This is a genomic window from Sinomonas cyclohexanicum, from assembly GCF_020886775.1.
In the GTDB taxonomy this organism is placed as follows: domain Bacteria; phylum Actinomycetota; class Actinomycetes; order Actinomycetales; family Micrococcaceae; genus Sinomonas; species Sinomonas cyclohexanicum.
In genome coordinates this window covers 2,557,111-2,582,829 of the sequence record NZ_AP024525.1, presented here as the reverse complement: position 1 = coordinate 2,582,829, position 25,719 = coordinate 2,557,111, and the positions used below count along the sequence as shown (strand labels likewise).

Annotated in this window: 21 protein-coding genes and 2 pseudogenes; 6 read left to right on the top strand and 17 right to left on the bottom strand. The window is 70.2% G+C overall.

Annotation, left to right across the window (positions count from 1 at the left end; all coding sequences use genetic code 11):
* Positions 1-196: 196 nt before the first annotated feature.
* The 3 genes from SCMU_RS12305 to SCMU_RS12295 all read left to right on the top strand — a co-directional run bounded on the left by SCMU_RS12305 (position 197) and on the right by SCMU_RS12295 (position 3,022).
* Positions 197-1,561, top strand: coding sequence for an MFS transporter (locus tag SCMU_RS12305; protein ID WP_229229428.1), 1,365 nt, complete (start codon positions 197-199; stop codon positions 1,559-1,561).
* A 177-nt stretch (positions 1,562-1,738) separates the two neighbouring features.
* Positions 1,739-2,182 carry a hypothetical protein gene (locus SCMU_RS12300; protein ID WP_229229427.1) on the top strand — a complete coding sequence of 148 codons (444 nt, stop codon included), beginning with the start codon at positions 1,739-1,741 and terminating at the stop codon, positions 2,180-2,182.
* Positions 2,183-2,236: 54 nt separating this feature from the next.
* The gene (locus SCMU_RS12295) at positions 2,237-3,022 is read left to right on the top strand and encodes an alpha/beta fold hydrolase (protein ID WP_229229426.1); all 786 of its coding nucleotides are present in this window, start codon (positions 2,237-2,239) and stop codon (positions 3,020-3,022) included.
* Between the two features lie 12 nt (positions 3,023-3,034).
* On the opposite strand, the gene SCMU_RS12290 is transcribed toward SCMU_RS12295, so the two are convergent.
* The 3 genes from SCMU_RS12290 to SCMU_RS12280 are packed head-to-tail and all read right to left on the bottom strand — an operon-like array spanning position 3,035 to position 5,707.
* Positions 3,035-4,102: an alpha/beta hydrolase gene (locus SCMU_RS12290; protein WP_229229425.1), complete on the bottom strand. Its 1,068-nt coding sequence runs from the start codon at positions 4,100-4,102 to the stop codon at positions 3,035-3,037.
* Between the two features lie 10 nt (positions 4,103-4,112).
* Positions 4,113-5,111, bottom strand: coding sequence for an AraC family transcriptional regulator (locus tag SCMU_RS12285; RefSeq protein ID WP_229229424.1), 999 nt, complete (start codon positions 5,109-5,111; stop codon positions 4,113-4,115).
* Positions 5,108-5,707: a TetR/AcrR family transcriptional regulator gene (locus SCMU_RS12280; protein WP_229229423.1), complete on the bottom strand. Its 600-nt coding sequence runs from the start codon at positions 5,705-5,707 to the stop codon at positions 5,108-5,110. Before SCMU_RS12280 ends, SCMU_RS12285 begins: the two co-directional genes overlap by 4 nt.
* A gap of 104 nt (positions 5,708-5,811) precedes the next feature.
* Here SCMU_RS12280 and SCMU_RS12275 point away from each other — a divergent pair, with 104 nt between their 5' ends.
* From SCMU_RS12275 to SCMU_RS12265, 3 genes are all read left to right on the top strand, one after another.
* The gene (locus SCMU_RS12275; RefSeq protein ID WP_229229422.1) at positions 5,812-7,830 is read left to right on the top strand and encodes a primary-amine oxidase; all 2,019 of its coding nucleotides are present in this window, start codon (positions 5,812-5,814) and stop codon (positions 7,828-7,830) included.
* 198 nt (positions 7,831-8,028) lie between these two features.
* Complete coding sequence (locus SCMU_RS12270; RefSeq protein ID WP_229229421.1) at positions 8,029-9,555, top strand: APC family permease; 1,527 nt, start codon at positions 8,029-8,031, stop codon at positions 9,553-9,555.
* 119 nt (positions 9,556-9,674) lie between these two features.
* Positions 9,675-10,289: a DnaJ family domain-containing protein gene (locus tag SCMU_RS12265; RefSeq protein WP_229229420.1), complete on the top strand. Its 615-nt coding sequence runs from the start codon at positions 9,675-9,677 to the stop codon at positions 10,287-10,289.
* 152 nt (positions 10,290-10,441) lie between these two features.
* On the opposite strand, the gene SCMU_RS12260 is transcribed toward SCMU_RS12265, so the two are convergent.
* From SCMU_RS12260 to SCMU_RS12195, 14 genes and pseudogenes are all read right to left on the bottom strand, one after another.
* Positions 10,442-11,287 (bottom strand): HpcH/HpaI aldolase family protein, encoded by an 846-nt coding sequence (locus tag SCMU_RS12260; protein ID WP_229229419.1) that lies wholly within the window; start codon positions 11,285-11,287, stop codon positions 10,442-10,444.
* Positions 11,272-12,057, bottom strand: a complete 786-nt coding sequence (gene hpaH, locus SCMU_RS12255; RefSeq protein WP_229229418.1) for a 2-oxo-hept-4-ene-1,7-dioate hydratase — start codon at positions 12,055-12,057, stop codon at positions 11,272-11,274. The genes SCMU_RS12260 and hpaH overlap by 16 nt, the downstream gene beginning before the upstream one ends.
* 3 nt (positions 12,058-12,060) lie before the next feature.
* Complete coding sequence (gene hpaD / locus SCMU_RS12250; protein WP_229229417.1) at positions 12,061-13,227, bottom strand: 3,4-dihydroxyphenylacetate 2,3-dioxygenase; 1,167 nt, start codon at positions 13,225-13,227, stop codon at positions 12,061-12,063.
* A gap of 46 nt (positions 13,228-13,273) precedes the next feature.
* Positions 13,274-14,836, bottom strand: a complete 1,563-nt coding sequence (gene hpaE, locus SCMU_RS12245) for a 5-carboxymethyl-2-hydroxymuconate semialdehyde dehydrogenase (protein WP_229229416.1) — start codon at positions 14,834-14,836, stop codon at positions 13,274-13,276.
* Between the two features lie 57 nt (positions 14,837-14,893).
* Positions 14,894-15,613: a GntR family transcriptional regulator gene (locus tag SCMU_RS12240; RefSeq protein ID WP_229229415.1), complete on the bottom strand. Its 720-nt coding sequence runs from the start codon at positions 15,611-15,613 to the stop codon at positions 14,894-14,896.
* Positions 15,610-17,196 (bottom strand): fumarylacetoacetate hydrolase family protein, encoded by a 1,587-nt coding sequence (locus SCMU_RS12235; RefSeq protein ID WP_229229414.1) that lies wholly within the window; start codon positions 17,194-17,196, stop codon positions 15,610-15,612. Before SCMU_RS12235 ends, SCMU_RS12240 begins: the two co-directional genes overlap by 4 nt.
* A gap of 179 nt (positions 17,197-17,375) precedes the next feature.
* Positions 17,376-18,281 (bottom strand): annotated as a pseudogene (locus SCMU_RS12230) (IS110 family RNA-guided transposase); the annotation flags it as partial.
* Positions 18,282-18,329: 48 nt separating this feature from the next.
* Positions 18,330-19,685 carry an IS256 family transposase gene (locus SCMU_RS12225; protein ID WP_229229413.1) on the bottom strand — a complete coding sequence of 452 codons (1,356 nt, stop codon included), beginning with the start codon at positions 19,683-19,685 and terminating at the stop codon, positions 18,330-18,332.
* 56 nt (positions 19,686-19,741) lie between these two features.
* Positions 19,742-20,080, bottom strand: a pseudogene (locus tag SCMU_RS12220) (IS110 family transposase); the annotation flags it as partial.
* Positions 20,081-20,464: 384 nt separating this feature from the next.
* A complete protein-coding gene (locus tag SCMU_RS12215) occupies positions 20,465-21,286 on the bottom strand; it encodes an alpha/beta fold hydrolase (protein ID WP_229229412.1) in 822 nt (273 codons plus the stop codon).
* Between the two features lie 23 nt (positions 21,287-21,309).
* On the bottom strand, positions 21,310-21,639 hold the full coding sequence (locus tag SCMU_RS12210; RefSeq protein ID WP_229229411.1) for a biotin/lipoyl-containing protein: 330 nt from the start codon (positions 21,637-21,639) through the stop codon (positions 21,310-21,312).
* On the bottom strand, positions 21,632-22,714 hold the full coding sequence (locus tag SCMU_RS12205; RefSeq protein ID WP_229229410.1) for an alpha-ketoacid dehydrogenase subunit beta: 1,083 nt from the start codon (positions 22,712-22,714) through the stop codon (positions 21,632-21,634). The genes SCMU_RS12210 and SCMU_RS12205 overlap by 8 nt, the downstream gene beginning before the upstream one ends.
* Entirely contained in the window at positions 22,707-23,870 is a 1,164-nt protein-coding gene (locus tag SCMU_RS12200) for a thiamine pyrophosphate-dependent enzyme (RefSeq protein WP_229229409.1), read from the bottom strand. Before SCMU_RS12200 ends, SCMU_RS12205 begins: the two co-directional genes overlap by 8 nt.
* 189 nt (positions 23,871-24,059) lie before the next feature.
* Positions 24,060-25,400, bottom strand: coding sequence for an amino acid permease (locus tag SCMU_RS12195; RefSeq protein ID WP_229229408.1), 1,341 nt, complete (start codon positions 25,398-25,400; stop codon positions 24,060-24,062).
* Positions 25,401-25,719 lie beyond the last annotated feature (319 nt).

Here is a 25,719-nt window from a genome sequence, read left to right as displayed (position 1 = left end):
TTTGGCGCACGCGCGGTACCGTTCGGCGACTGCGGCCGTCTAGGGCCGGAAGCGGGTGTGTGGTACCTCACACATCATGTATGCTCCTCTTTATTGACCGACCAATCGGTAAGTAAATCGGGGGAAGGCTGCCAGCCAGGCAGCCCGGTCAACCGTTCGGCCCCCGGGCCCCGCACCCTAGAACCACGGAGTTCGAATGTCCCAGGCAGTCAATGCCGCCCAGCCCGCTTCCGCGATGTCGCGTGAGGAACGTCGGGTTCTGGCTGGCACGCTCGTCGGAACCACCATCGAGTGGTACGACTTCTTCATCTACGCCCAGGCCGCCGGCGTCGTCCTCGGCCCGCTCTTCCTGGCGCCGGTCGCGAAGGAGAACCCGGGACTGTCCCAGGTGATCGCGTTCGCGACGATCGGCATCTCCTTCCTGTTCCGCCCGCTGGGCGCGATCGTCGCCGGCCACCTCGGCGATCGCCTCGGCCGCAAGAAGATGCTCGTGTTCACGCTGATCATGATGGGCCTGTCCACGTCGCTGATCGGCGTGCTGCCCACGTACGCCCAGGTCGGGGCGCTCGCCCCCGTCCTCCTCATCCTGCTGCGCGTGCTGCAGGGCTTCTCCGCGGGCGGCGAATGGGGCGGCGCGGCCCTGATGTCCGTCGAGCACGCACCGAAGAACAAGCGCGGCTATTTCGGCGCGTACCCGCAGATCGGCGTGCCGATCGGCATGATCCTGGCGACCTTCACCCTGTGGCTGCTGACCACGGTCATGGGCCCGGCGTTCACCGACTGGGGCTGGCGCCTGCCGTTCCTGTTCTCGATCGTGCTGATCGTGGTCGGCTACATGATCCGCCGCGCGGTGGAGGAGAGCCCGGTCTTCAAGCAGCTCCAGGAGCGGCAGAAGGAGTCCTCGGCCCCGCTGGGCCAGCTCTTCCGCCACAACTGGAAGGAAGTCATCCTCACCGCGGTCATCTTCATCGCCAACAACGCCGCCGGGTACCTGCTCATCGCGTACTTCGCGACCTATGCGGTCAAGGTCCTGAAGATGGACCAGCCCACGGTCCTGCTGGCCACCACCCTCGCGTCGTTCGGATGGCTCGTCTTCACCCTCTGGGGTGGGATCATCTCGGACAGGCTGGGCCGCGTCCGCACCTTCCAGATCGGCTACGCGTTCCTCGCCCTGTGGGCGGTGCCGATGTGGTTCCTGATCGACACCAAGAACATCGTCTGGTACTTCGTGGCCATCTTCGTCATGACGATCGGCCTGGGCCTGTCCTACGGCCCGCAGTCGGCCCTCTACGCCGAGATGTTCCCGGCCAGGGTCCGCTACTCCGGAGTCTCGATCGGCTACGCCCTCGGCGCGATCCTCGGCGGTGCGTTCGCCCCCATGATCGCGGAGATGCTCATGAACGAGTTCAAGATGTCGTGGACGATCGGCGTCTACATCGCGATCGCCGCGGTCATCTCGCTGATCGGCGTCTCCCTGGTCAAGGAGACCAAGGGGGTCGACCTCCACGTTGCCGATGCCCACGCGGAGTACATCAGCGAGCACCCGGACGCGGTGCGCTGACAGCCCAGAGCTAAGGACGCACGACGGCGGGTCCACCCCTTCTGGGGTGGGCCCGCCGTTGCGCTGTGGCGGGGGAGCAAGCGTGGTGGGGACAGTGCCGCGTTCCATGCGCTGGCCGTCAAGGGGCGTGCGCTCAGCGCGCGGACCCGGCGTGGGGGACTGCGGGACAGTGGGTCCATGACACACACGACCGGCAGATGGGCCGCCGCGGCGGCGACGGCAGGCGGCGCGGCGCACCTCGCCATGGTCCCGGCGGGCGGCTGGATGGCTGTGCTCGGGCTCGCCATGGCGGCCGCGTGCCTGCCGTGCGCGTGGCACCTCTGGCGCCGGCCCAGCGTGCGGGCCGCCCGTGCAGTGATCGGGATGTCGCTGGCCATGGTCGCCGTCCACGCGGCCCTCGTCCTCAGTGCGGTGGGTGCCATGGGTGCGATGGGTGCCATGGGCGGCGGAGCCGCCGGCGCACACTCCCATGGCGTCCACGAGATCACGGCCGCCGGCGCAGACGACGGACACATCGCCGTGATGCTCGTCGTCATCGCGATCGAGCTCGTCACCGCACTGGCCTCCGCCGCGTGGGTGGGCAGGCAGCGGACGGCGCGTGCCGCCGTCGTGCGCGCCTGAGGGGTTCGCCACACGGGAGGCCAGCAAGGCTGTCAGCGGCGGTAGGGTGTGCCGGTGAGCACCGCCCTGAACCCGTCCGACGGCACCGAGATCTCCTACGACGCCGCGGGGGAGGGGCCCGCGGTCGTCCTGCTGCACGGCTCGGCCCTCTCGAAGGCGATCTGGCGCGGGCTCGGCTATGTCGGTGCGCTCGAGGGATTCCGGGTGGTGCGGATCGACCTGCGCGGACACGGGCGCAGCGGCAAGCCCGAGCACGCCGAGGCGTACCGCATGTCCCGCCACATCGGGGATGTCCTCGCCGTGCTCGACGCGGAGGGCATCGAGACGGCACACGCCGTGGGATACTCGCTCGGCTCGCGCGTCGCCTTCTCACTCGCGGCCACCGCCCAGGACCGCACCAGGTCCCTCACCGCACTCGGCGGGACCTACCGGCCCCAGCACGGGGAAGTCGCGAAGGTGTTCTTCCCCGGGTACCTTCAGGCCCTGCAGTCCGGCCGGATCGAGGCGTTCGTCGAGGGGCTCGACGCCGCCGGGAAGAACGTGGACCCGGCCACGCGCCAGGCCTTCCTCGCCAACGACCCCGCAGCGCTCGCGGCCTGCTTCACGGGCACCGAGGAGGATCCGGGGCTGCCCGAGGCCGTCGTCGCCCAGCTGACCCTCCCCGCTCTCCTGATGGCCGGCACTCGCGACCCGCAGCGCCTTGCGGACTCGCGCAGGGCCGCCGAGCTCATGCCGAACGCGCGGTTCGTGGAACTGCCCGGCCGCACGCACGCGGGCACGCTCGCCCCCGCTGGGCCGATCCTGGACGAGCTCGTGCCATTCCTGCGCACCGCGTCGTAGGACCTCGCGCGCCTACAGCCCCTCGACACGCTCCGCCCAGGCGTCCGGCCCGCCGAGCCGGAGCGCCCCGGTCGTCCACGCGGCCATACGCGCGTAGGCCCGGCGCCTTACGGGCGCAGATGACAGGAAGACATCGTGGACGGCGCCCGGCACGCGCACAATCGTGACGTTCTCACCGAGTGAGAGGGCCCGGTGCGCGACCGTGTCGACGTTGATCGCGACATCGGCCGACGCCGCATCGTCCCGCCACCGGGCCGCCAGGTAGCTGCGGTCCGAGAGGAGCACGAGGACCGGCAGGTCGAGGTCGAGGCCACGCGCAACCCGCTCCTGGCCGGCGAACACGGCGGCGAGGAGGGCCGGCGGCAGGGCAAAGGCCTTCGCGGGCCGCCATGCCGCGTTGTACGTCCACTCGCCGCCGAGCTCCGCCGAGACGGTGCGGGCGTAGTTGCCCGAGTCGACCTCAGGGAGGGCCCTCTTCGGGAGCAGCCGGGCGCGGGCCTCGAGCAGGGGCGTCATGGCACGGCGTGCGATCTCCGACGCCTGGAACTCGAGCCACGGGCTGTTCAGCACGAGCGCGTCCACGGCTCCTGGGTGGCGGGCGGCCCACAGGCTCAGCACGAGCCCGCCCGTGGAATGTCCGAGCAGGAGCAGGCGGCGACGGCCCGTGCCCAAGGGGGCAGCGCCGTCGTTCGCCGCGCCGCCCGGCCCCACGCCGTGTCCCATCACGGCCAGCGCCGCCGCGATGTCGGGGTCGAAGTCGGCGAGGTCCCTCGCGTCGCCAGGGACCTGCCCCGGGCGCAGGCTGCGGCCGAAGGTGTGGAGGTCCAGCGCGTAGAACCGGGCGCCGGCTCGATGCCAGAACTCGGCGAGCGGGCGCTGGAAGAAGTAGTCGCTCCAGCCATGGACGTACAGCACGTCGGTGCCGACGGCGGGACGGCGCCACCACCGGCGCGACGTCCCGCGGTACCGCACGACCGTGGCCGGCGCGCCGCCGTCGGGCTCGACCGTGAGCTGCTCGAACCCGTCGCCGAGCACGTCCGGCACCCATCCGCCGGCGTCGCGCCCCCGCTTCCCCGTCATGGGGACGATGCTAGCGGCCGCCCGCGCGGTACGCCGTGGGCGGCTCCCCGTACGCCGCACGGAAGATCCGGCTGAAGTGCGCCGAATCGGTCAGGCCCCAGCGCGAGGCGATTGCCGTGACGGGACGGTCCGCAAGGACTGGATCGCGCAGGTCGCGGCGGCACCGTTCGAGCCGGCGCTCGCGGATCGACGCCGAGACCGTGGTTCCGAGCTCACGGAACAGGTCGTGGAGGTGGCGGGTCGAGATGAAGTGGGCCGCGGCGATCGCGCCCGGTGCGAGGTCCGGATCGGGCAGGTGGGCCTCGACGTAGTCATGGATCCGGGCCAGCAGCATCTGGTGCGGGTCCCGGGAGACGGCCGACCGGGCGTCGAGCTCGCCGTTGAACAGCGTGGTGACGAGATCCAGCGCGTTGTTGACGAGCCGGGCTCCGTTGGGCCCCGCGATGGTCTCGAGGTTCTCCGAGAGCCGCACGAGGAACGGGGCCACGAGCCCGCCGAGGCCGTCAGTGCCGCTGATGCCTGTCGCGGTCACCTGGGCCATCGCGTCGGCCGGGAGGTCCAGGGCACTGTGCGGGAACATGAGCACGAGCGAGCGGAAGTCGCCGTCGAACGCGAGCGTGTACGGCCGGTCCGTCGAGTAGACCGCGAGGTTGCCCGGGGTCAGCACGGCCTCGCGGCCGTCCTGCATCAGCAGGCCCGTGCCGGCGAGCTGGATGCTGAGCTTGAAGTACTTCCGCTCCGATGCGGCGACCAGCTCGGGCGTGCGCAGCACCGTGTGCCTGCCCGCGGCCACCTCGATCATGCTGAGGTCCTCCGCGGCGAGGTGCGTGCCTCTCATCGTTCCCTCGAAGGACCCGCGGTGGTCGGCCTCCACCGCAAGCGGCACGAAAGAGGCCGAGACGGCGCGGCGCCACGAATCGAAGTCGCGCGCCACGGTGACGTCCAGGCCCGCGGGCGCGGCCGCAGGCCGTGCCGGCACCGTGGGGCGGGGTGTCAGGAGCGCGCTCATGCGGCCGCACCTACGAGCACGGCGTCGAGGAGCAGGTCGAGCTGTGCGACGAGCTGATGCGGGTCGTGGACGACGGGGGAGAGGATCGCGGTGATCTGCGCGCCGAGGACGAGGTCCATGATGGCTCCGACCGCCGCGCCCATCCCGCCGGGGCCCGGACGGTCCTCGAGGCCGGACGCGGCCAGGAACCCGGCGATGGCAGTCCGCCACTGGTCCATGGAGCGCTCGTGCAGTGCCGCCTTGGCCGGATCGCGCACTGCCTTGTTCCAGAACGCGATCGCGACGCGGGCCTCGGCGAGGCGATCCTCGTCGAGAGGGAGGATCTCGTGGCAGTACGCGCGCAGGGCGTCGCGCCCGGTCAGGCCCGCCGTGGCCTCCTCCATGCGCCGGTTGGTCTGGTCGAAGATGTGCTCGAAGGCGAAGTCGAGGAGGCGGTCCTTCGAGTCGAAGTAGGGCTTGAGGGCGCCATTGGTGAAGCCTGCCGCAGCGGCGATCTCCCGCATCGTCGCGGCGTCGAGGCCCCGCTCGGCGATGATGCGCCACGTCGCGTCGACGAGCTCGAGCCGCCTCTGGTGGTGGTCGACGATCTTCGGCACCGGGACTCCGATCTCTTTTTTCTACGCCTGTTGTGATTCAGCTTACAGGCGGTTATTCTCTACGTCCATAGAATAAAAACCTGGCCGACCAATGGAGGACCGCCATGACCGCTGAGACCGCGACCCACGAGCACGCCTGCCACGAGCCCCAGGACGCCGCGACCGCGGCGGCGACGTCAGGGCATCCCGATGCCCGGTTCGCGCTCGCGACCGCCGAGGAGATCACGGCCGTCCGCGCCATCCTCGCGGGTGCCGGCCTGTGGACCGAGACCACCCGCATCGCCTATCTCGGCCTCGTCGATCCGCCGCGCGGCTCGCGCCCCGCGGCGGGAGGCGAGCAGACCGGCGTCGTGCTCCCCGAGGTGGACCGAAGGTTCCGCGTGTTCCTGCACGACGTCGCGGGCGCGGCCCCGCACGACGTCACCGTCTCGGTGACGCGCGGCGAGGTGGACACCGACGTCGAGCTCGACACTTCCGTGACCGGCGAACTTCCCGTGCTCGAGGAGGAGTTCGAGGCGGTGGAGCAGATCCTCAATGCCGATGAGCGCTGGCTCGATGCGCTCGCTGCCCGCGGCCTCGACCCGGCGACCGTCCGCGTGGCCCCGCTGTCCGCCGGCGTCTTCGAGTACCCCGAGGAGAAGGGCCGCCGGATCCTCCGCGGCCTCGCGTTCGTGCAGGAGCACGCAACGGACAGCCCGTGGGCGCATCCGGTCGACGGGCTGGTCGCGTACATCGACGTGGTCAACCGCTCCGTGGACCAGGTCCTCGACTTCGGCATGGTCCCCGTGCCGGCCGAGCACGGCAACTTCACCGATCCCGAGCTCACCGGGGAGATCAGGACGAGCCAGAAGCCGATCGAGATCACCCAGCCCGAGGGCCCCAGCTTCACGGTCGCGGGCGGCAACCACGTCGAGTGGGAGCGCTGGAGCCTCGACGTCGGGTTCGACGTGCGCGAGGGCCTCGTGCTGCACAACATCTCGTTCGACGACGTCAAGCCTGACGGCACCACGCGCCGCCGCCGCATCCTCGACCGGGCGTCGATCGCCGAGATGGTGGTCCCGTACGGAGACCCCTCCCCGGTGCGCTCGTGGCAGAACTACTTCGACACGGGCGAGTACCTCGTGGGCCAGTACGCCAACTCCCTCGAGCTCGGCTGCGACTGCCTGGGCGAGATCACCTACCTGAGCCCGGTGGTGAGCGACGCGTTCGGCAACCCGCGCACCATCACGAACGGCATCTGCATGCACGAGGAGGACTGGTCCATCCTCTCGAAGCACTCCGACCTGTGGACCGGGATCAGCTACGTGCGGCGCAACCGGCGCCTCGTGATCAGCTTCTTCACCACGATCGGCAACTACGACTACGGCTTCTACTGGTACCTCTACCTCGACGGCACGATCGAGTTCGAGGCCAAGGCCACCGGGATCGTCTTCACGAGCGCCCAGCCGTCCAAGGACTACCCGTACTCGTCCGAGATGGCCCCGGGCCTCGGCGCGCCGTTCCACCAGCACCTCTTCAGCGCGCGCCTCGACTTCGCGCTCGACGGCGGCCCCAACCGCGTCGAGGAGGAGGACGCCGTGCGCGTTCCGATGGGCCCGGGCAACGAGCGCGGCAACGCGTTCACCCGCAGGCGCACGGTGATCGCGCGCGAGTCCGAGGCAGCCCGGGAGAACAACACGGCGGCCGGCCGCTCGTGGGTCGTCTCCAACCCCGAGTCCCTCAACCGGCTCGGCGATCCCGTCGCGTACAAGATCCATGCCCAGGGCATGCCCACGCTCCTGGCGGACCCGGGCTCGTCCGTCGCGGCGCGCGCCGCGTTCGCGACGAAGGCCCTCTGGGTGACTCGCTACGACGAGTCCGAGCGCTACCCGACCGGGGACTTCGTCAACCAGCACCCCGGCGGCGCCGGCCTGCCGGCCTTCCAGAGCCAGGACCGCGACCTCGACGGCACCGACCTCGTCGTGTGGCACACGTTCGGCCTGACCCACTTCCCGCGGCCCGAGGACTGGCCCATGATGCCCGTGGACCACGTGGGCTTCAAGATCCGCCCCGAGGGCTTCTTCGACCGCAGCCCGGTCCTCGACGTCCCGGCCCCCGCGGCGGGCGGGCACTGCCACATGTAGCGCACGGCTCATGCGCACGACGGCGCGCGCTCACCCGAGCGGTGAGCGCGCGCCGTCGTGCATCACCCCCCGGACGACCTGCCGCGCTCCGGAGGACAACAAGCGTTCGCTGTGCGACAAGTCACAGCACGCGCTGCGGCGGCATGCTGAATCAGCATCGCCGCACCCCCAGCCCACCCCGACATACTTGGAGGACCCATGAGCACCTCGACGAGCTCGCAGCGCAGAGTGAAGGAGGCAGCAGTGGCCCAGGCCACCGCCCACGGGCGCGTGCGCCGCCTCGGGGTCGCGTCCGTGACCCTCATGATCATCGCGGCCTCGGCGCCGCTGACCGTTCTGGCCGGAGGCGTGACGACGACGTTCGCCGTGACCGGGATCCTGGGCGTTCCGCTCTCCTATCTCATCCTCGGCGCCATCCTGGCCGTCTTCGCGGTCGGCTACGCCGCGATGAGCCGCCACGTGACCAACGCCGGCGCGTTCTACGCCTACGTCTCCCAGGGCATCTCCCGGCCAGCTGGCGTGGGCGCGTCCCTCACCGCCCTCATGGCCTACAACCTCATGCAGGTGGGCATCTACGGGATCTTCGGCTTCACCGTCTCCTCGCTCCTGTCCGAGCGGTTCGGGATCGACGTGCCGTGGTGGGCTCCCATCCTCGTCTGCATCGCCGTCGTCGCGCTCCTCGGTGTGAACCGCGTGGATCTCTCCGCTAAGGTCCTCGGCGTCCTCGTGGCCCTGGAATTCCTCGTGGTGATCGTGTACGACGTCGCCTCGTTCGCCGTCGCCCCCGAGGGCGTCACCGCCGCGCCGCTCGAGCCGTCGAGCCTCTTCGTGCCCGGCATCGGCGCCGTGCTCTCCTTCGGCATCGCGGCCTTCATGGGCTTCGAGTCCGCGGCCATCTACGGCGAGGAGGCCAAGGAGCCGCACCGGACCATCCCGCGCGCCACGTACACCGCTGTGGGCATCATCGCCGTCTTCTACGCGGTGTCCGCATGGGCCATGGCCGTGGGCACGGGCCCCTCGCAGCTGTTCGACGCGGCGGGGCAGCAGGGGCCGGACCTCGTCTTCACGTTCCTCGGCACCCACGTGGGGCAGATCGCGGCGGACATCGCCCAGGTCCTGTTCATCACGAGCCTCTTCGCCGCGCTCGTGAGCTTCCACAACGCCGTGGCCCGGTACTTCTTCTCCCTCGGCCGCGAGCGGGTCCTGCCGGGCTGGCTCGAGGCCACGAGCCACCACGGCGCTCCCAAGGCCGGATCCCTCGTGCAGACCGGCATCGCAGTCCTCGTCACCATCGGCTTCGCGATCGCGGGGAACGGCTCGGAACTTGGCCCGCTCTACCCGGTCCTGACGATGTTCACGTGGCTCACGAACGCGGGCGCCATGGGCCTCGTGTTGCTCATGGCCATCGTCTCCGTCGCCGTCATCGGGTTCTTCCGGCGCCGCCGGAACCTCGGAGTCGGCGCCTGGACCGCCGTCGTGGCGCCGGCCATCGGGGCCGTGGCGCTCGCCGTCGTGTTCGCCCTCATCGTGGCGAACTTCGACGTCCTGCTCGGCCTGACCGAGCCCAGCGTCCTGAGCTGGGTGCTCCCGGCGATCGTCGTGGTCCCCGGCGTCCTGGGCATCTTCTGGGCGCTGCGGCTCCGCCGCACTCACCCCGCGCTGTACGCCCGGATCGGCCACGGCGAGGAGGGCGCGAAGGCGCACCACCTCGGCGAGGACGACTGAGGAACCCCTCTGCCCGTTCGTCGTCGCTCGCCCGTCTGTGCCGTCGCGTCCTACCGTGGGATGTGACGGCACAGTCGTGTGCAGGACCGGGATCGGGGCGATGTGAAGGGAGGAACGCCATGGCCGGTGGCCGACGCGAGGACGAGCTCCGGCGCCGCCTCGAGCGCGCCGCCGAGCTGCGGGCGGGCGGCCTAGCCCACTCCCAGGAGGAAGCCGAGGAGCTCGCACGCGAAGAGGAGCTCAACCGGAAGCGCCGGGAGGTCGATACCGCCCGCCGCGCCGACTACCTCATCCGCGACGCGATGGCCCGCGGCGAGTTCGACCACCTGAAGTACGCGGGCAAGCCCATCCCGAACCTCGACAACGTCAACGACCCGGACTGGTGGATCAAGGGCCTCATCGAGCGCGAGCAGCTCACGGGGCTCGGGCCCGAGGCCCTCGTCCTGCGCGTCGAGGACGCCCGGCTCCCTGAGACCCTGGACGACCTGTACACGGAGAAGCAGGTCCGCGACGCGCTCGAATCGTTCAACCGCCGCGTCATCGAAGCCAGACGGCAGCTCCTGGGTGGCCCGCCGGTCGTGACGAAGCTGCGTGATGTCGAGGCCGAGGTCGCGGCATGGCACGATCGCCGTGCGGCCGCTGAGGCTTCCCGCGCCGAGGGGGAGGCGCACGACGACGCCACGCGGCCGCCGTCGTTCTGGCGCCGTTGGTTCCGGCGCCAGACCGGAGCCTGAGCCCTGACCGTGCCTTCACGCACAACTCGGGCCCCATTCGGGCAAGACGCGCTTGAAAGGGGCCGCGAGTTGTGTCTGGGGGCACAGCGGAGCGGAGCCGAAACCCGACCGGATTTCGGCTCCGCTGTGTTCAACCACCGTCGGCGGCGAGGTCAGTAGCTCGCCGGCCGCTCGCCATCGTCCGCCGTGTCACTCGCGGGCGCGAAGCGGGAGGCGAGCTCCTCGCTCGAGCGGGCGAGGATGGAAACGTCGGCGCCGACGAGCACGAACCGCGCGCCGTGCTCGATGTAGTGCCGCGCGGTCGCCTCGACGAACGCGTTCACGCCCGCCGGCTTCCCGGCCTTCTGGGCGGCGTCGATGCAGCGCTCGACGGCGGCGCGCACCTCGGGATGCTCCTGCTGGCCCAGCAGTCCCATCGAGGCGGCGAGGTCGGACGGTCCGATGAAGATCCCGTCCACGCCGTCCACGGCGAGGATCTCCTCGACATTGCCCACGGCCTCGCCCGTCTCGATCTGCACCGTGAGTGAGATGGTCTCGTCCGCGCGGGCCAGGTAGTCGGGGATGCGGTTCCACCGGGCCGCGCGGGCAAGCGCAGAGCCGACGCCGCGGACGCCGTGAGGCGGGTACCGCACCGCCGCGACGGCGGCGCGGGCCTGCTCCGCATCGTTGACCATCGGGATGAGGAGGTTCTGCGCCCCAAGGTCGAGGTACTGCTTGATGAGCACCGTGTCGTTCCACGGCAGCCGCACCATGGGCAGCACGTCGTAGCCGTGCACGGCGTGCAGCTGGGCAAGGACCGACTCGAGCGAGTTCGGGCTGTGCTCGGCATCGATCAGGAGCCACTGCGCGCCGGACCCTGCCATGATCTCGGCGACGAGCGGGCTCCCTGAGCAGACCCACAGGCCGATCTGCGCGGCCGGGCCATCGGGGCCCGCGGCCTGGGCGGCCGCGGCGAGGGCGTGGCGGAACGTCCGCTCGGGCTCTAGACGAAACGGCATGTCACCGTCCCCAGGGGTCCGTAGTCCGCGTACACCGTGTCGCCCTCGTACACCCACATGGGCCGCGTGAACGAGCCCGCCAGGATGATGTCTCCCGCGCGCAGGTCCTGCCCGTGCTGGGCGAGCTTGTCCGCGAGCCACGCCACGCCCGTCGCCGGGTGGTTGAGGACGCCGGCCGCGACGCCTGTCTCGACGATCTCCTGGTTGCGGTAGAGCAGCGACGAGACCCAGCGGAGGTCGACGTCGTGCGGCCGCACCGGGCGTCCGCCCACCACCATGGCGCCCAAAGCCGCGTTGTCCGAGATGGTGTCCACGATCGTGCGGCCCTCCATCTCGATCCTCGAGTCGAGGATCTCGAGGGCGGGCACCACGTAGTCCGTCGCGTCGAGCACATCGAACAGGGTGACGCCGGGGCCCTTGAGGTCACGGCCGAGCTTGAAGGCGAGCTCGACCTCGATGCGCGGATGCGTGTAGCGCTTCCACTCCACGACCGCGCCGTTCTCCAGCACCTGGTCGTCGAAGATGACGCCGTAGTCCGGCTCGGTGATGCCCGTGGCCGCCTGCATGGCCTTGGACGTCAGGCCGATCTTGCGTCCGGCGACCCGCCGTCCTTCCGCCTCGAGCCGGCTGGCCCAGAGCTTCTGGACGGCGTAGGAGTCTTCGACGTCCATGCTCTCGTAGCGCGTGTGGAGGAGCGGGACGGGCGTGCGCGTCCGTCCCGCCTCCACGAGCTCATCGGCGATTGCCGCGATGGTCTCTTCGTTCAGCATGGCTTAGAGCTGGTTGCCGATCTTGAAGCCCTTCGAGGCCTGGCCGTGGTACGAGCCGTTCTCGTCGTCCGCGCGGGTGTAGGAGAACCCGTCGGCGCCGATCGTCACGTCCATCTCAGAGGACTCGGTGCGCTCGACGACGGGCTGCGGGTTGCCGTCGAGGTCGAGGACGAGCGAGGCCTCGGTGTACCACGACGGGACGACCGGGTTGCCCCACCAGTCGCGGCGCTGGTTGTCGTGGACGTCCCACGTGACGACGGGGTTGTCCGGGTCGCCCGTGTAGTAGTCCTGCGTGTAGATCTCGACGCGGTGGCCGTCCGGGTCGCGGAGGTAGAGGTAGAACGCGTTGGAGACACCATGGCGGCCCGGCCCACGCTCGATCGCGTCGGACATGCGCAGCGCGCCGAGCTTGTCGCAGATCGCGAGGATGTTGTGCTTCTCGTGGGTCGAGAACGCGACATGGTGCATGCGCGGGCCGTTGCCGCCGGTCATCGCGGTGTCGTGGACGGTCGGCTTGCGGCGCATCCACGCGGCGTAGACCGTGCCCTCCTCGTCCTGGATGTCCTCCGTGACGCGGAAGCCGAGGTCCTGCATGAACTTCGTGGCGCGCGGCACGTCCGGGGTGACCTGGTTGAAGTGGTCGAGGCGGACGAGGGCCCCCGGCGTGTAGAGGTCGTAGCGCCACGCGAGGCGCTCGACGTGCTCCACGTCGTGGAAGAACTCGTACGGGAAGCCCAGCGGGTCGGTGACCCGCACCGAATCGCCGATGCCCTTCGTGAAGCCCTCCTTGCGGCGCTCCACGCGGCAGCCGAGCTCGGTGTAGAACGCCACGGCCTTCTCGAGGTCCTCCGGCGTGCGGACGCGGTAGGAGAACGCGGCGACGGCGGCGACAGGGCCCTGGCGCAGCACGAGGTTGTGGTGGATGAACTCCTCGAGCGAGCGCAGGTAGACGGCGTTCTCGTCCTCCTCGGTCACGGTGAGGCCGAGCACGTCGACGTAGAAGTCGCGCGAGCGCTTGAGGTCGGTCACCACGAGCTCCATGTACGCGCAGCGCAGGATGTCCGGGGCGGGCACCGACGGCGTCGGGACCGGGTTGTCGGTGCGGATGGGGGCCTCCTGCGACACGTAGAACCCGGAGGAGGTGAGGGTCATGTCTTCACGGTTGGTCATGGCAGCGTCCTTGCTTTCCTGGTACGGGGGTGGATGGCGGCGGGGATCAGCGGGGATCCGGGTCGTCGAGGTCGGTCGGAGTGTTGATTTCCGCGTTGGCGTCCGCGGCCGGATCCTGCTTGCCGAACGTCGGGTTGTGCACCTTGCCGAGGGTGATGTGCACGGCCTGCTGGTCCGTGTAGAAGTCGATCGAGCGGTAGCCGCCCTCGTGGCCCAGGCCCGAGGCCTTCACACCGCCGAACGGGGTGCGCAGGTCGCGGACGTTGTTCGAGTTGAGCCACACCATGCCGGCCTCGACGGACTGCGCGAAGTTGTGTGCGCGCTTGAGGTCCGAGGTCCACACGTAGGCGGCCAGGCCGTACTTCGTGTTGTTGGCGAGCTCGAGGGCCTCCTCGTCCGAGTCGAACGGCGTGATCGCCACGACCGGGCCGAAGATCTCCTCCTGGAAGATCCGTGCATCTGGCTTGACGTCCGCGAACACGGTCGGGGCGACGAAATTGCCGAACTCGAAGCCCTCAGGCTGCCCGCCGCCGGCTACGAGGCGGCCCTCGTTCTTGCCGATCTCGACGTAGCCCATGACCTTCTCAAAGTGCTCCGGGTGGACCAGCGAGCCCACCTCGGTGGCCGGGTCGTGCGGGTAGCCGACCTTGACGCGCTTGGCCTGGGCGGCGTAGCGCTCCACGAACTCGTCGTAGATGTCCCGCTGGACCAGGATGCGCGAGCCGGCGGTGCAGCGCTCGCCGTTGAGGGAGAAGACGCCGAAGATCGTGGCGTCGATGGCCGCGTCCAGATCGGCATCGGCGAAGACGATCGCGGGGCTCTTGCCGCCCAGCTCCATCGAGAGGCCCTTGAGGTAGGGGGCGGCGTTGCCGAAGATGATCTGGCCCGTGCGGCTCTCGCCCGTGAACGAGATGAGCGGCACGTCGGGATGCTTCACGAGCGCGTCGCCGGCGTCCTCGCCGAGTCCGTTGACGAGGTTGAAGACGCCCTGGGGGAGGCCGGCCTCCTCGAAGATCCCGGCCCACAACGAGGCCGAGAGCGGGGTGAACTCGGCGGGCTTGAGCACCACGGTGTTGCCCGTGGCGAGCGCGGGGCCGAGCTTCCAGGACTCGAGCATGAACGGCGTGTTCCACGGCGTGATGAGGCCGGCGACGCCGATGGGCTTGCGGTTGACGTAGTTGATCTGGCGGCCCGGCACCTTGAACGTGTCATCCGCCTGGGCCACGATCAGGTCCGCGAAGAAGCGGAAGTTCTCAGCGGCGCGGCGGGCCTGGCCGAGGGCCTGCGTGATGGGCAGGCCGGAGTCGAAGGACTCGAGCTCGGCGAGTCGTGCGTCACGGGACTCCACGATGTCCGCGATCTTGTGGAGCACGCGGGAGCGCTCGCGGGGGAGCATCTTCGGCCAAGGGCCCTCCTCGAAGGCGCGCTTCGCGGCCGCCACGGCGAGCTCGATGTCCGCCTTCTTGCCGGCGGCGGCCTTGACGTAGACCTCGTTGGAGACGGGCTCGAGGACGTCGAACGTGTCGCCGTCCACCGAGTCGACGAACTTGCCGTCGATGTAGTGCTGGATCCGGGTGGGGAGGTCCTGGGGGACCGGATGGCTGCTCATGCGAGGAATCCTTCCGCTGGTGTGCAGGTGAGTATGTGGACTGTGGGGGTGGACAGGTCAGAGGGTCGGGAACCCGGGGTTCTCGCCGGTGTGGGCGAGGTAGGCCTCGAGGGTGGCCGAGCGGTGGCGCCGCGCGGCGAGCTCGATCTCGCCCGTGGGCGCGCCGGTCTCGATGAGCGACAGGAGGGCCTCGTGCTCCTCGATCGACTCGGTGGCGCGCTCAGGGACGTAGCTGAACGTCGAGCCGCGGAGGGCCTTGAGCCGGTTCCAGCCGCGGTGCACGAGGTCGAGGATGTGCGGGTTCGGGCAGTGCTCGAACAGGACGGAGTGGAACTCGCGGTTGAGGGCCGTGAACACCACCGGATCGAAGTGGAGCGGGTCGGGGGCCAGGAACACGCGCATGCGCTCGTTGACCTCGCGGGCCGCGGCGATGTCCTCCGCCGTGATCGACGGCGCGGACAGTGCGGTCGCGGCGCCCTCCACGAGGCTGAGCGTCTGCATCGTGTACAGGTACTCTGTCGGGTCAATCCCGGCGACCGTGGCCCCCACGTTCTTCTCGAACGTGACGAGGCCCTCGGCCTCGAGCCGCCGCACCGCCTCGCGGACCGGGACCACGGACACATCGAGCTTGTCCGCGACCTGGGAGAGGACGAGGCGGGCGCCGGGCTCGAGCGCTCCGGTGACGATCTGCTCGTGGAGCCACTCGTACGCGAGCTCGGACTTGCTCGCGCTGCGCTCGCCCGGCGGGGCGGAGACTCCATGGGCCGCGGTACTCACGGCCTGTGGGCTCCCTGCTGCGGGGCAGCCTGATCCGACTGGGCGTGCCCGGCGAGGTACGCCTCGTACTTCGCCTTCCACTCGGCGTTCATCGGGAAGAGTCCGTCCACCGGGTGGCCCTCGGTGACGCGGTCCGCGACCCAGGCCTCCATGCGCTCCTGGACGACGGCGTCCTCCGCGACCTCCGCGACGAGCGCCGGCGGGATGACCACGAGGCCATCCTCGTCGCCCACGATCACGTCGCCGGGCACCACCGCCGCGCCTCCGCACGCGATCGTGTCGTCGACGCTCCACGGGACGTGGCGTCGCCCGAGGACGGCGGGGTGCGGGTTGGCGCCCCACGCGGGGATGTCCATGCCGGAGACGGGGCCGAAGTCGCGGATGCCGCCGTCGGTGATAATGGCCGCGGCGCCGAGGACCTGGGCGCGGAGCGCGAGGACGTCGCCGAGGGTGCCCGTTCCCTTCTCCCCGCGGGCGTCCATGACGAGGATGTCGCCCGGGCGGAGCGAGTCGACCGCCCGCTTCTGGGCGTTGTATCCGCCGCCGAACTCTTTGAACAGGTCCTCGCGGGCCGGGATGTAGCGCAGGGTGCGGGCGGTGCCGACCACCTTGGCGCCCGGATGGGTGGGCGTGAGGCCCTCGATGTGGCAGTTCTGCATGCCGCGCTTGCGCAGCTGGACGCTCAGCGTCGCCGTGCCGACGCTCTTGAGCTTCTCGATGAGCTCGGGCGTCAGGACGCTCTTGGGGCGATCGTCTCCCGCAGCGGCAGGCTCCGTGGAGGACGACGGCGCGGCCTCGCCGGCCGCTGTGATCCCCGCCGCCTCGGCGGAGCCCCACGCGTCGATCCTGTCTGCATCTGTCAGTTTGGGCAGGGCGCCGAAGGGCTCGAGGACCAGCCCGGACTCGACCACCTTGTTGGCGAGGCGCCCGGTGGTGAGCATCGCGCCGTCGGCCGCTTCGCCGTCGACCTCCACCTCGACCACGTCGCCGGGCTGAGCCACGGTCGCGCCGGCCGGGGTGCCGGTGAGGATCACGTCCCCGGGCTCGAGGGTCATGAGGCGGGAGAGGTCCGCGATGAGCTGGGAGAACGGGAAGAAGAGGGTCGCGGTCGAGTCCTCCTGGATGAGCTTGCCGTTGATCCACATCCGGACCCGGAGGCCTGCGGGGTCGAGCTCCTGGGCGGGGAGGAGGACGGGGCCGATCGGGGCGATGCCGTCGCCGCCCTTGGAGCGGAGATTGGAGCCCTTGTCGGGCCAGCGGAGGTCCGCGAGGCCGGCGTCGTTCGCGGCGGTCACGTGGCTCACGTGCGCCCAGGCGTCCTCGGGGGACACGTTCCGGGCGGCAGCGCCGATGATAAGGGCCACCTCGCCCTCGACCGTGAGGAGCTCGACGCCCTTCGGCCGGGCGAGCTCGGCGCCGTCGAGCGCGAGCGACCTGCCGGGCTTGAGGAAGTACGAGGGCACGGCCGGGGTGCGGCCGCGCTGTGCAGCGCGGCTGGGGTAGTTGAGGTGGACGGCGATGACCTTGCCTGCGGCGCTGATGGTGTCCTGGCGCAGCTGGTCGTGCTGTTCTGCTCGCTCCACGGTTCCCTCTCCCTCGAGTTGCAGCCCCGTCAACCGGAACTGGATCGTATACGATCATCGTATACGATCCAGTGTGCCGTGGAACACCCATGGCGTCAACCCCAAAGACGCGGATCTGAAGGTCCTCTCCTGGGGGTCACCTTCTGACGCGAAGGTTCCGGTGGGGTGTGCTCGTTGGGTTATGAGGCGTGGTCGAGGGTGACGTTGTATCCGAGGGCCTGTAGCTGGTGGATGGCGCGGTTCTTGGCGCGGTCGGGGTGGTTGCGGGTGTAGTAGTCGGGGCCGGGGTCCTGGTAGAGGGTGCCGGTGGTGCCCATGTGCCAGATTGTGACCAGGAGCGTGTGCTCGAGTGCGACGATGGCCCTCATCGGGCCGCGGCGGGCGGCGATGCGGCGGTATTTGGCGTGGAGGTAGGTGCCGGGGTGGTTCGCGCAGACCATGGCGAAGATGCCCAGGGCTCCCAGGAGGTAGGGGTTGCCGGGGCGGGTGCGGGAGGACTTGACCCTGCCGGCGGATTCGTTGTTCCCCGGGGCGGTGCCGGCCCAGGAGGCCAGGTGCTCGGCGGTGGGGAAGCGGGACATGTCCGCGCCGGTCTCGGCGACGATGACGTCGGCGATCGTGGTGCTGATCCCCGGGATGGTGGTGATCAGGTCGTGGAAGCCGCGAAAGGGCTCCATGAGCGCCTCGATCTGTGCGGTGAGGGTCTCGATCGCGGCGGTGTGCTGGTCGATCAGGTCCAGGTGGATCCGGGCCAGGAAGGCGTGGTGGGCGGTGAACCGGCCGGTCAGGGCCTCGGTCAGGGCTGGGATCTTGGGCCTGAGGCTGGTCCTGGCCAGCTCCGCCATGGCCCCGGGGTCGGTGTTTCCGGTGATCAGGGCCTCGAGCATGGCCCGCCCGGAGACCCCGAGGATGTCCGTGGCGACGGAGGAGAGCTTGATCCCGGCGTCCTCCAGGAGCTTCTCCAGTCGCTGGGCCTCCCGGGCCCGGTCGCGGGTGATCGCGGTGCGGGTCCGGGTCAGGTCGCGCAGCTGGCGGATCGGGGCCGGGGGGACGAGCGAGGCCCGCACGAGCCCGTGCGCGCCGAGCTGGAGCGTGTCAAGTTGTTTGTGTGAGTGGTCGGTCTCCGGTTTGGTTCAGAGGTAGGGGTTGATGCGTTCGGGGTAGGCCAGGGCGAGCTGGGCCAGGGCCTGCTTCCAGTTCGTGGTGACCTGGCCTTGGACGAGGCGCCCGTCGGCCTTGCGCCGGTGTGCGGGCAGTCCGCGCTCCTTGGCCCGTTGGCGGGCGCGCTTGTCCTCGATGTTGCAGATCGCGAGCCAGAGCAGCTTCACGACCGCGTCGTCGGAGGGGAAGTGGCCGCGGTTCTTGATGACCTTGCGCAGCTGGTAGTTCAGCGACTCGATCGCGTTGGTGGTGTAGATGACCCGGCGCAGCATCGGCGGGAACGCCAGGAACGGGATGAACCGCTCCCAGGCGTCCTGGAACGCCCGGACCGTGTTGGGGTTCTTCTTCCCCAGCTCGGAGGCCGCGAACTCCTCAAGGGCCGCCTTCGCGGCGGCCTCGTTCGGGGCCTGATAGACCGTCTTGAGGGCCGCGGCGACGGCCTTGCGCTGGCCGTAGGCCACGAACCGCATCGAGGCCCGGATCAGGTGCACCACGCAGGTCTGCACCAGCGACTCGGGCCAGGTTGCCTCGATCGCCTCGGGGAAGCCGGTGAGCCCGTCGCAGCAGACGATGAGTACGTCCCGGACGCCGCGGTTGGCCAGCTCGGCGCATACCCCGGCCCAGAACTTCGCGCCCTCGGCGGCCTGGACCCAGATCCCGAGCACGTGCTTGATCCCGTCCATGTCCACCCCGACCGCGATGTGCGCGGCCTTGTTGCGCACGTGCGCCCCGTCGCGGACCTTGACCACGATCGCGTCCAGGTAGATGACCGGGTAGAAGGACTCCAGCGGCCGGCGCTGCCAGGCCAGGACCTCGTCCAGGACCTCGTCGGTGACCTTGGAGATCGTCTCGCGGCTGACCTCGGTGCCGACCGTGGAGACGAGGTGATGCTCGATGTCGCGCACCGTCATCCCGCCCGCGTACAGGGAGATGATCATGTCATCGAGCCCGGACAGGCGCCGGGCGCCCTTGGGCACGAGCATCGGTGTGAAGGTCCCGTCCCGGTCCCGCGGGACCGCGAGCTCCACGTCCCCGGCGATCGTGCCGACAGTCTTCGGGAACGAGCCGTTGCGCGAGTTCGGGAACAGCGCCGCGTCCGGGTCGCCCTTCTCGTACCCGAGGTGGTCCGACAGCTCGGCCTGCATCCCGCGCTCGAGGCCGGCCTTGATCAGCTGCTGGATCAGCCCGTCCCTGCCCTCGAGCTGGACCTGCCCGGCATCGATCATCGAGTACAGCTCATCCAGCGCCCCCGACGCCTCGAGCGCTTCCACGCCCTCACGCTGGGCCCTGCGGCGCTCCTGCCGCTCTTCCTTGCTGACCATGCTCATCAGTGTCTCGGCTTTCTGTCAGGGACACCGCCCTCACACAAACCATCTGACACCCTCCCGAGCTGGGCCAGCCAGGTCGCGTCGGCGACGTCGGTCTTCCTTCCCGGGACGTTCTTCACCTGCCGGGCGTTGACCAGCATGACCTCGACCCCGGGCAGGTCCTCGAGGAGGTAGTAGAACGGCTTCCAGTAGTCGCTGGTGGCCTCCATGACCACGCACGTGACCTGCTGCTGGGCGAGGTGTTCGCGCAGGGCCAGGATCTGACCGGTCATGGAGGACCATGTCGTGACCGTCTCGACGGCCTTGACGCGGCCCGTCCCGGCGATGCGGACGCAGACCTTCGCGTCCCGCTTGGAGATGTCGATTCCCGCGCACCTGGGATGGAGGAGTTCCATCGCCTGGCTCCTTTCCGATCGGAATGGCGTCCGCCGCGGGGAGGGCAGGAGAGATTCGGAAGTCTGACGCTCGGGCTCAAAGGCACCAATCCACGGTTCCCGCGGAGGCCCTCCGCCACCATGCTGGAGGACAGGCTCACCGGCACCACAGAAGGTTCGGGGTCGACCGCGACGGACACCCCCAGCATCCATCCCGCACACACACGGCGCAACCACCGGCCACGCACGAACCTTCGCGCACCACGGTGCGCCCCGCAGGCGGCGCCCCCATGCTGGAGGTCAGGTCCTAGGAGTCACATCCAGCAGGTCGACTCGCGGATACTCACACTGAGGTCAGATCCGACGGGTGGTGACCCGCAGGACCTGACTTCCAGAAGCTGACCCTCAGATGGCCCGGGTGAGGAACTCGATCGCGGCCTGCTTGAACGCACGGGCGGTGACCACGTTGACGTGGTTGCGTCCTGGGACAATGAGCACCTCGGCTGAGGGGGCGAGGCCCCGGAGCACCTCGAGCGCCGCAATCCGTTCGTCCCTCTCGCCCGAGACCATGAGCATGGGCTGGTGGGGCACGGCCTCGGCGGCCTCGAACGGCTCTTCCTTGATGCCCTCCACGAGGGAGAGGAGCGCGTACATGTCCGAGCCGGGGGAGGCCTGAGCCATGGTCACGAGGTTCGCCGTGGACGCGTCGGCGATCGGCGTCCCGTCCGCGAGGAACCGCTGTGCGGCAGGGAGGTCGAACTCCGCGAGGGGGTCGCGGCTGCTCGGGCCGCCCAGCACGAGGCGCCGCACGAGAGCGGGCTGCGTCGCCCCGAATTCCCACGCGAGCCGTGAGCCGAGCGAGTAGCCGACCACGTCGAGGCCGCTGCCCGGATGCGCGGCGGAGATCGGCCTCGCTCCCGCATCGGTCACGATCTGCAGCAGGTCTGCGCGGATCCGCCCGGGCGTGTACGAGTCGACGTCCTCGGGTGCCTGGCTCAGGCCGTGGCCGGGAAGGTCGACGGCGATCACCCGCCGCCCCGCCGCCGTGAGCGCCGAGATCCACCCGCTCTGCTCCCAGTTGAGGGCTACGGAGGAGGCGAACCCGTGAATGAGCAGGACGGGCGGGAGCGCCGCCGGGCTCTCGGGCTCGGCCACGACGACATTGAGCCCGGGGTCGGTCCCCTCGACCGTGTGGTGCGCGGGGGCGCCCGCGTGCTGCCCAGCCATCACGCTGATCACTCCTTGCATATTCAGTCGTCGTCGAGGTTCGCGGAGAGGCGCACCCGTCGCTTGGGAGTGCCCTCTGACGGGACGGTCCCCACGATACCCGCGGTCTCGTCCGCGACCTCGAAGACGATGAGCGGCTCGCCGACCTTGATCACCTCGCCCGGGGCGCCGTACACCTTCTTCACGACGCCGGCCTGCGGCGACGGGAGCTCGAGGGCGGACTTGGTCGTCTCTACCTCGACCATCGGCTGGTTGCGCTCGACCTGGTCGCCCTCGCCGACGAGCCACTCGAGGACTGTGGCCTCGATGAGGCCCTCGCCGAGGTCGGGGAGGGGGAAGGAGATCTCAGCCACGCTTGTACTCCAATACTCGCTGGATGCCGAACAGGATGCGGTCGATATTCGGGATGTACTCGTCCTCCAGGTCACCTGAGGGATACGGTACGTCGAAGCCGGTGACGCGCTCAACGGGCGCCTTGAGCGTCCCGAAGCACCGCTCGGTGATGAGCTGGGCCACCTCGGCGCCGAGGCCTGCGGTGAGCGGGGCCTCATGCACGACGACGGCGCGCCGCGTCTTCGCGACGGACGTCGCCAGGGTTTCGGCGTCGATTGGCTTGAGCCAGCGCAGGTCCACGACCTCGACGTCGATCCCGTCCTCTGCGGCCAGCTCGGCGACCTGGAGGCAGCGGGCCACCATGGCGCCCCAGGCGACGAGCGTGAGGTGGCGGCCGCTGCGGGCGACCCGCGCTCCGGTGACCGTGCCCGCATCAGGCGAGGCGCCGCCGTCGTGCGCTGCGCCGGTCGCGACGGCGCCTGCCGCGTCAGCCTCGGTGACGACGGGCCCCTTCTGCCAGTAGCGGGACTTGGGCTCCATGAAGATCACCGGATCGTTCATCCGCACGGCCGCCTTCAGGAGCGTGTAGCCCTGCTGAGGGTCCGCGGGGGAGACGACCTTGAGCCCGGGGACGTGCGCGAACACGGCTTCGAGGCTCTCGCCGTGGTGCTCCGGTGCCCGGATCCCGCCGAAGCTCGGGACACGCAGGGTCACCGGCATGGGGATCGTGCCGCGCGAGCGGTAGTTCATCCGGCCCAGCTGGGTGATGATCTGGTTCATCGCCGGGTAGGCGAAGCCGTCGAACTGCACTTCGGGAATGGGCCGGAAACCGGCCATCGCGAGGCCGACCGACATGCCCAGGATCCCGGATTCGGCCAGCGGCGTGTCGAAGACCCGCTGCGTGCCGTGGGCGGCTGCGAGGCCGCTCGTCACGCGGAAGACCCCGCCGAGGGTGCCGACGTCCTCCCCGAGGACCAGGACCTTCGGGTCCTCGGCGAGCAGTTCGTCGAGGGCGAGGTTGAGCGCGGTCTGGAGCGAGAGGGTGCGGGCCGCCGGTGGGGCGGTCCCCGGGGTCGTGGCCAGCGTCTCAGGCATGCTCGGACTCCTCACGCCAGTCGGATTCTTCTTTCCATCGCTTCTTCTGGCGCAGCAGCTCGTCGGTGGGCTCGGTGAAGACGAAGTCGAACATCTCGGCGCCGGGGCGCGGGCCCAGGGCGAGCACGCCGGCGCGGACGACCTCGGCCTCGCGGGCGGCGTCGGCGTCGAGCGCGTCGAGGGCACCGGCGTCGGCGATTCCGCGGTCGATGATCCGTTCGCGGAGGCGGGCCAGCGGGTCGGCGCCGCCGTCGGCGCGCTCCGCGTCGAGCGATCGGTAGCGGCCCGGGTCGTCGCTCGTGGCGTGCGGGCCGCGGCGGTACGTCATCGCCTCGATGATCACGGGGCCGTGGCCTGCGCGGGCGTGGGCGACGGCGCGACGGGTCGCCTCGAGCACCGCGGCCGCGTCGTTGCCGTCCACCTGCAGTGCGGGGATGGCGTAGCCGGCGCCGCGGGCCGCGACGCGGCCACCGGCCACCTGGCGCTCGGTCGGGACGGAGATCGCCCACCCGTTGTTCTGGACGAAGAACACCACCGGAGCCTTGAAGACCCCGGCGAAGTTCATGGCCTCATGGACGTCGCCCTGGCTCGAGGCGCCATCGCCGAGGTAGGTGATGGCGACATTGAGGCCGGCGGCCGGGCCAGTGGGAGCCGCGCCGGCCGTGCCGGTTCCGCCTGCCGCGAGCGTCTGGCCGTGGGCCCAGCCGACCGCGTGGAGCACCGAGCCGGCCACGACGGCCTGGATCGGGGCCACGTGCGTGGCCGCCGGGTCCCAGAGGCCGCCGTGCCACGTGGCCAGATGGGTGGACATGTACTGGACCATGTCCACGCCGGCCGCGCGGGCCACGCCCAGTTCGCGGTAGGTCGGGAAGATGAAGTCGCGCGAGGTGTCCATCGCGAGTGCCGAGCCGACCTGCGCCGCCTCCTGGCCGAGCTCGGGGGCATAGGCGGGGAGGATGCCCTGCCGCTGCCACGCGATGGCGGCCTGGTCGAGGTGGCGGACCGCGGTCATGAGCCGGTAGAGCTCGATGAGCTCGGTGTCCGTCACAACGGCGCCGACCGCGGCTGCCTCCGGGAGCTGGGGGATCGGCTTCCGGGGCACCCCGGCCAGGCCCGCGCGGCCCAGGGCGGCCGTCATGGTTGCTGAAGTCTGCATAGCAGGACCGTAGGTTCAGGGAACACTGTGCGCAATAGAGCCGCGATTTCACTAGGCATTTTGTGTCCACACGCCGCTCTGTGGCCTGCGTCACTGTGCACTGTGTGCAGTCCCACGGATGAGGCGCCGGACGAGGCAGGGCCCGGGCTCCCTAGCGGGTGGCCCGGGCCCTAGAGGGACCTCGGAGTGTCAGGCCTTGGTGGCCTCGGCCTGGGTGCCGAGCGAGCGGCGGCGGAGCCACGAGCCAAGGGCGATGACGGCAACGAGCGCAAACGTGCTCAGCAGCTGCACGCGGCTGTCCGCGCCGGTCAGCCCGACGGCGAAGATGGCGGCGAGCAGCACGACGCCGAGCCCGGAGAGCCAGGGGAAGCCGGACATCCGCAGGGGGAGCGGAGTGCCCTCCGCGTCCGCGCGGCGGCGCAGCACGATCTGGGAGACGAGGGCCGAGCCCCACACGATGAGGCAGGTCGAGCCGACGAAGTTCAGCAGGAGCGGGAGCACGTGGTCGGGGAAGAGCAGCTCGAGGACCGTGGCGATGAATCCGAACGCGACGGAGGAGGCGACGGCGATCGCGGGGACTCGGGCCTTGGTGAGGGCGGTGAGCACCCGCGGGGCCTCCCGGCGCTCGGCCAGCGAGAAGATCATGCGGGACGCGCCGTAGAGGTTCGCGTTGAGGGCCGAGAGCAGGGCGACGACGGCCACGAGCGTGATGACGGCCGCTGCGCCGGGCAGCCCGGCGATGTCCAGGACGCCCGCGAACGGGCTCTTGAGCTCGGGGGAGTCCGAGGGGATCACGGCGGCGATCACGAAGATCGAGCCGATGTAGAACACGAGGATGCGCCACACGACCGTGCGGACCGCCCGCGCCACGCTGCGCTCGGGGTCGCGGGTCTCGGCCGCGGCGACCGAGACGATCTCGGTGCCGCCGAACGCGAAGGCCACGACGAACAGGCCTGTCGCGATGCCGGCCATGCCGTGGGGGGCGAATCCGGCGTCGAACGCAAAGTGGTGCAGGCCCGGCGAGGCGACACCTGGAATCCAGCCGAGGAGGAGCGCGGCGCCGACGAGGAGGAACGCGACGATCGCCGCGACCTTGAGGAGGGCGAACCAGAACTCGAACTCGCCGAAGTTCCGCACGCCCGTGAGGTTGATGCCTGTGAAGACGGCCATGAAGACCAGGGCCATGAGCCACACCGGCAGGACTGGGAAGACCGTGGCCAGGAGGCCCGCCGCGCCGAGGGCCTCTGCCGCGATGACCACCACGAGCTGGCCCCACCAGAGCCAGCCGATGGTGGCGCCGGCAACGCCGCCGAGCGCCTTGCCCGTGTACACGGAGAATGCGCCGCTGTTCGGGTTGGCGGCGGCCATCTCGCCGAGCGCCCACATCACGATGATGATGAGCGTGCCCGCCACGAGGTAGGAGATGAGGACTGCCGGGCCGGCGGCCTGGATGCCGGCGCCGGAGCCGATGAAGAGGCCTGCGCCGATGGCGCTGCCGAGCCCCATCATCGTGAGCTGGCGCGGCGACATGGAGTGTCCCAGCCGCGGCCCCTGCGTCGTCGTCGACGCGGTGCCGGTGCTGTCTGACGTGTGCATAGCTGTCATTTCCGTCTTTCGGATGCTGCGGTGGCGGCGCGTTCGGGTGGGCGCTCCAGCCAGAGGACTCGATGACCATAGCGCCTTTGGAGCGCCGGTGTGTGGTCCACCTCACGGGCCTGTGCACGGTGTGCAGTATCCTTGCTGAGAGCGGCATTGCGGTTGGCACAGTGCGCAGTGCATGCGCGGAGGGTCATCAATCTGTAGCATTCCCTCAGCCCCCCATTGAGCACCTGACACCACCTGGAGGCGT